The organism is Nocardioides sp. (genome assembly GCF_024509035.1).
Taxonomy (GTDB): Bacteria; Actinomycetota; Actinomycetes; order Propionibacteriales; family Nocardioidaceae; genus Nocardioides.
The window spans coordinates 6,090-10,335 of sequence record NZ_JANINT010000060.1 but is presented as its reverse complement, the minus strand read 5'-3'; the positions used below and the strand labels follow the sequence as shown (position 1 = coordinate 10,335).

Annotated in this window: 4 protein-coding genes and 1 pseudogene; 2 read left to right on the top strand and 3 right to left on the bottom strand. The window is 73.9% G+C overall.

Annotated elements, in window-relative coordinates:
• Positions 1-221: 221 nt before the first annotated feature.
• The gene (locus tag Q0L15_RS05555) at positions 222-1,493 is read right to left on the bottom strand and encodes a deoxyguanosinetriphosphate triphosphohydrolase (RefSeq protein WP_296602829.1); all 1,272 of its coding nucleotides are present in this window, start codon (positions 1,491-1,493) and stop codon (positions 222-224) included.
• A gap of 105 nt (positions 1,494-1,598) precedes the next feature.
• Between Q0L15_RS05555 and Q0L15_RS05550 the strand changes: the two genes are divergently transcribed.
• Both Q0L15_RS05550 and Q0L15_RS05545 read left to right on the top strand, forming a co-directional pair.
• Entirely contained in the window at positions 1,599-2,234 is a 636-nt protein-coding gene (locus Q0L15_RS05550) for a dihydrofolate reductase family protein (RefSeq protein ID WP_296602828.1), read from the top strand.
• A complete protein-coding gene (locus Q0L15_RS05545; protein ID WP_296602827.1) occupies positions 2,231-2,917 on the top strand; it encodes a HEAT repeat domain-containing protein in 687 nt (228 codons plus the stop codon). Before Q0L15_RS05550 ends, Q0L15_RS05545 begins: the two co-directional genes overlap by 4 nt.
• 3 nt (positions 2,918-2,920) lie before the next feature.
• Here Q0L15_RS05545 and Q0L15_RS05540 read toward each other — a convergent pair whose 3' ends face one another.
• Both Q0L15_RS05540 and Q0L15_RS05535 read right to left on the bottom strand, forming a co-directional pair.
• Positions 2,921-3,787, bottom strand: coding sequence for an SH3 domain-containing protein (locus Q0L15_RS05540; RefSeq protein WP_296602826.1), 867 nt, complete (start codon positions 3,785-3,787; stop codon positions 2,921-2,923).
• A 168-nt stretch (positions 3,788-3,955) separates the two neighbouring features.
• Positions 3,956-4,246 (bottom strand): annotated as a pseudogene (locus Q0L15_RS05535) (tRNA dihydrouridine synthase DusB); the annotation flags it as partial.

The following is a 4,246-nucleotide window of genomic DNA, read 5'->3' as shown; positions in this document are numbered from 1 at the left end:
CCGCCGCAACCCCGCGCCCACGGTGACCACGCTTCTTCGAAAACCAAGGAAGCGGGACCAACGGCGCACCCGCAGCCGCCCGACCCGCCGTCACCCCGCGCGGGCCGTCAGGCGCCCACCGCCGCGCCCACCGCTATGCGTCGGGTGCGGGGACCTCGACCAGCTCGACCACCGGCGCCGCTGGACCCCGTTGGGGAGGATTGCCCTCCCCTTGGTGTCCGTCATCGGTTGAGCAGCGCGCGGTGCCAGGCGACAGCGCTGGCGTCGGTGAGCGAAGCGACCTGGTCGATGATCACGCGGAGCCGGGCGGCGTCGTCGGGAGCGGCGCGCAAGTCGTCCGCGAACGGGCGCTCCAGGGCGTCGGGGCCGCGGTGGGCGAGGACCGCGACCAACTCGGCCAGCAGCTCGCGCTGGTGAGCCATCGCCACGACGCGGTCGTCGGCCTGCATCACGTAGTAGGCAGCGATGCCCTTGAGCACGGCCATCTCCAGGCGGGTGCGCTCGGGCACGACCAGGTCGGCGGCGTAGCGCACGAACGGCCCGCTGCTGGCGGCGAACGTCGCGTGCTGAACGGCCCCGCAGAACCGGCCGATGAGGTCGCTGGTGAGGTTCTTCAGCGCGGCGAGCGAGCGCCGCGAGCCGTCGTACGGCGTCTCCGGCCAGCTGCCGACCGCCCGCAGCCCGGCGAGGGTCTCGGCGAGGACGTCGTCGGTGGCGGCCGGGAGGTACCAGTCGCGCACGGTCTGCCAGACCGCCGCCTCGTCGAGACGGGTGAGGTCGACGCGTTGCGCGACGACCCCGTCCTCGATGTCGTGGACGGAGTAGGCCACGTCGTCGGCGAGGTCCATCACCTGCGCCTCGAGGCACTGGCGGGTGCCGACGGCGTCGCTGCGCATCCAGTCGAAGACGGGACGGTCGTCGTCGTAGACGCCGAACTTGACCACGAACCGAGGCGACCCGTCGGCGTGCACGCCCTGCGGCGCGTCGGCCGCCGACCGCGGCCACGGGTACTTCGTGCAGGCGTCGAGGGTGGCCCGGGTCAGGTTGAGCCCGACCGACCGGCCCGACGCGTCGACGGTCTTGGCCTCCAGCCGGGTGAGCAGCCGCAGGGTCTGGGCGTTCCCCTCGAACCCGCCGCAGGCCTCGCCGAGCTCGGCGAGCACCCGCTCGCCGTTGTGGCCGAACGGCGGGTGTCCGAGGTCGTGGGCGAGCGCGGCGGTCTCGGCGATGTCGGGCTGGCTGCCCAGCGCCCGCGACAGGTCGCGGGCGACCTGGGCGACCTCGAGGCTGTGGGTGAGCCGGTTGCGCACGAAGTCGTCGCTCTGCGGGCCGACGACCTGCGTCTTGGCCGCGAGCCGGCGCGACGCCGCGGCGTGCACCAGCCGGGCGCGGTCGCGCTCGAAGGGCGTGCGCACGGGGGCGTCGACGCGCTTGGGCGGCTCCTCGACGAGACGCTCGCGCGCGGCGGCGTCGTACAGCTCCAGGTGATCCATCGGTGCCGACTCTAGGGGCGGCCGAGGACGGACCGGGCCCAAGGTCCTGCCCGGCAGGTGCACGGGCCCCTGCCGACGGTCCGCCGCCGCCCTTAGCGTCGGGGCATGCCAGCCGACCGGCCGTACGTCGTCGCTCATCTCGCCGTCTCCCTGGACGGCGCGACGACGGGGTTCCCGATCGACGTCGGCGCCTACTACGCGCTCGTGCCGACCTGGAAGGAGGACGTCACGCTCACCGGCGCCGACACGATCCTCGCCCAGGAGGGCGCGCTCGACGCGCACGGGCCGGGCCCCTCCCCCGACGGCCCGCTCCTGGCGGTCGTGGACTCGCGCTCGCGCGTCCACTCCTGGTCCGCCCTGCGCGGCTGCGGCCTCTGGCGTCGGGTGGTCGCCGTGCGCAGCGAGCAGTCCGAGCCCGACCCCGACGTCGTCGCCCTGGTCGCGGGCCACGAGCGCGTCGACCTCGCCGCCGCACTCGCCGTCCTCGGTGACGACGGCGCCGCGACGGTGCGAGTCGACAGCGGCGGCCAGCTGGTCCGCGCCCTGCTCGAGGACGGACTGGTCGACGAGCTGAGCCTGCTGGTCCACCCCTGCCTCGCCGGCACCGAGGCGCTCGGCGGTGCCGTGCCGCCCTGGACCACCGATCGCCGGGCCGACCTCGGCCTGATCAGCCAGGAGCAGTACGCCGACGGGCTGGTCTGGCTGCGCTACCACGTGCGGCACGAAGGAGAGCTCCCATGACACGGATCGACGAGTACCGCGCCGACCTCGGTCGGATCGACCGCTCCGCGTGGCCGGCCTACCTCGACCGGCACTCCAACCTGCCCGGACCCCGCGGGAACATCGAGCTGGCCATGGCCCTCGCCGACCTCGGGGACGTCGAGCTCGACGACGAGCTGATCGCCAGCGGCGACGAGTACCGCACGTTCTGCGGCGTGCTCGGCCTCGGTGCGACGGCGACCGAGCCGGAGGTGCTGAACCGGCTGCGCGTGCTCGCCACCGACGAGCGTTGGCGGGTGCGCGAGGCGGTGGCGATGGCACTGCAGCGTCTCGGCGACCTCAACCTGCCGGCGCTGGAGATGATCGTCCTGGACTGGGCCGCCGACCCCCACCCGCTCGTGCAGCGTGCCGCCGCTGCCGCGATCTGCGAGCCCCGGCTGCTGTTCGGTCCGGCCGCGGCCGCGGTCGCGATCGAGGTGTGCCGGCGTACGACGTCCTCGCTGGCGGCTCTCCCGCCCGAGTCCCGCCGCGACACCGACGTGCGGACGCTGCGCCAGGCCCTGGGCTACTGCTGGAGCGTCGCGATCGCGGCGGACCCCGCACAGGGCCTGCCGGCGTTCTGGGCGCTCGACGACGCCGACCCGGACATCGCGTGGATCGTGCGCGAGAACCTCAGGAAGACCCGGCTCACGCGCCTGCTGTGAGGCTCAGCCGTTGGTCGCGACGTGCACGTGGTCGTAGTGGTTGGCGGTCGCCGAGCCCCGTGACGGCATGGACCGCCAGCCCTCTCCGGCCCGCTCGGGCGTCCAGATCTGCTGGCGCCAGAGGATGTCGTAGAGGTTGAGCTCGGCGGCGTGCGCCTGCAGGAACTCCGCGATCGCGGTGCCCAGGGCGACGTCGCTGGTCATGATGTCGAGCGCGCGGCCCGAGGCGTGCTCGCCGTGGCCGTCCCACCCGCCGTACGACGTGATCTGCGGGAACGCGTGGCACACCGAGCGGTAGACGTAGACCGCGTCGGAGGTCAGGCCGTTCTCAACGCTCGGGTCGGGGCAGGGCTCCATCGAGAGGCCCGCGGCCGCGGTCAGCGGCTTCTCCTCCGAGAGGTACCCGACGCTCACCCAGCGCGCCTGGCCCTGCCAGACGATCTCCACCCGCTCCTTGGTGGAGCGGCCGGTGACCAGCACGCGCTTGCCGGCGGCGAGCTCGCCGACCTGGGCGGCGTCGTCGTCGGGGGCGGTCCACAGGTTGAGGTCGGTGGTGGTCCACAGCTTCACGTGCGCACGCTCGACGGCGCGCTCGGTCGCAGCGCGCTCCCGGGCGAGCACGACGGACTTGCGCAGCTCGACGGGCTCCACGCGCGAGCCGGCGCGGGACAGGACGGGCGGCCGCTCCGCGGCGGCGCCGAGGCCGGAGCTGGACTCCTGGGCGACGAGGTCGCGCGTCTGCGGGTCGGAGGCGAGCACTCCGAGCGTCACGGCCGAGGCGGTCGCCAGGACGGCGAGCGGTCCGGCGATGGCTGCTGCTCGGGGCTTGCGGCGGGCATTGGTCTCCCGCTTGTGGCGATGCTCTGCCACAGCGCTGAATCCTTTGCTGTTGCTGACGGGGGATGTCGACCTTCTCGGACCCCCCGAAAGGTCACGAAACGGCAACGACGCTCGAGTCAACCACAGCCCCGAGCGCCTGTCCCAATCTCGGGCGAACCGGCCGGGGGTGTTCCCCGTCACCCGGCAACGAGCGGCGGCTCAGCCGCCGGTCGTCTCGTTGGCATCCTCCTGGACGTGGCTCCCGCTGCCGTCGGCGTCGTCGAGCCAGCCCTCGGGGAGCGCGACCTTGTCCCGCGGCGAGCCCTGACGCCCGCGGGGAGCGCCCAGCTCGCGCACCGGGAACGGCTCGTCCGGGTCGAGGTCGGCGAGCAGCCGGTCGAGGGCGGCGAGGCTGTCGACCAGCCCGAGCGAGCGGCGCATCTCCCCACCCGCGCCGAAGCCCTTGAGGTACCAGGTGACGTGCTTGCGGAACTCCTTGCAGCCCCGCTC

Bases quoted from the DNA above. Each gene is read 5' to 3' on its own strand.
- Q0L15_RS05555 (WP_296602829.1), bottom strand. From the start codon at position 1,493: ATGGATCACCTGGAGCTGTACGACGCCGCCGCGCGCGAGCGTCTCGTC.
- Q0L15_RS05550 (WP_296602828.1), top strand. From the start codon at position 1,599: ATGCCAGCCGACCGGCCGTACGTCGTCGCTCATCTCGCCGTCTCCCTG.
- Q0L15_RS05545 (WP_296602827.1), top strand. From the start codon at position 2,231: ATGACACGGATCGACGAGTACCGCGCCGACCTCGGTCGGATCGACCGC.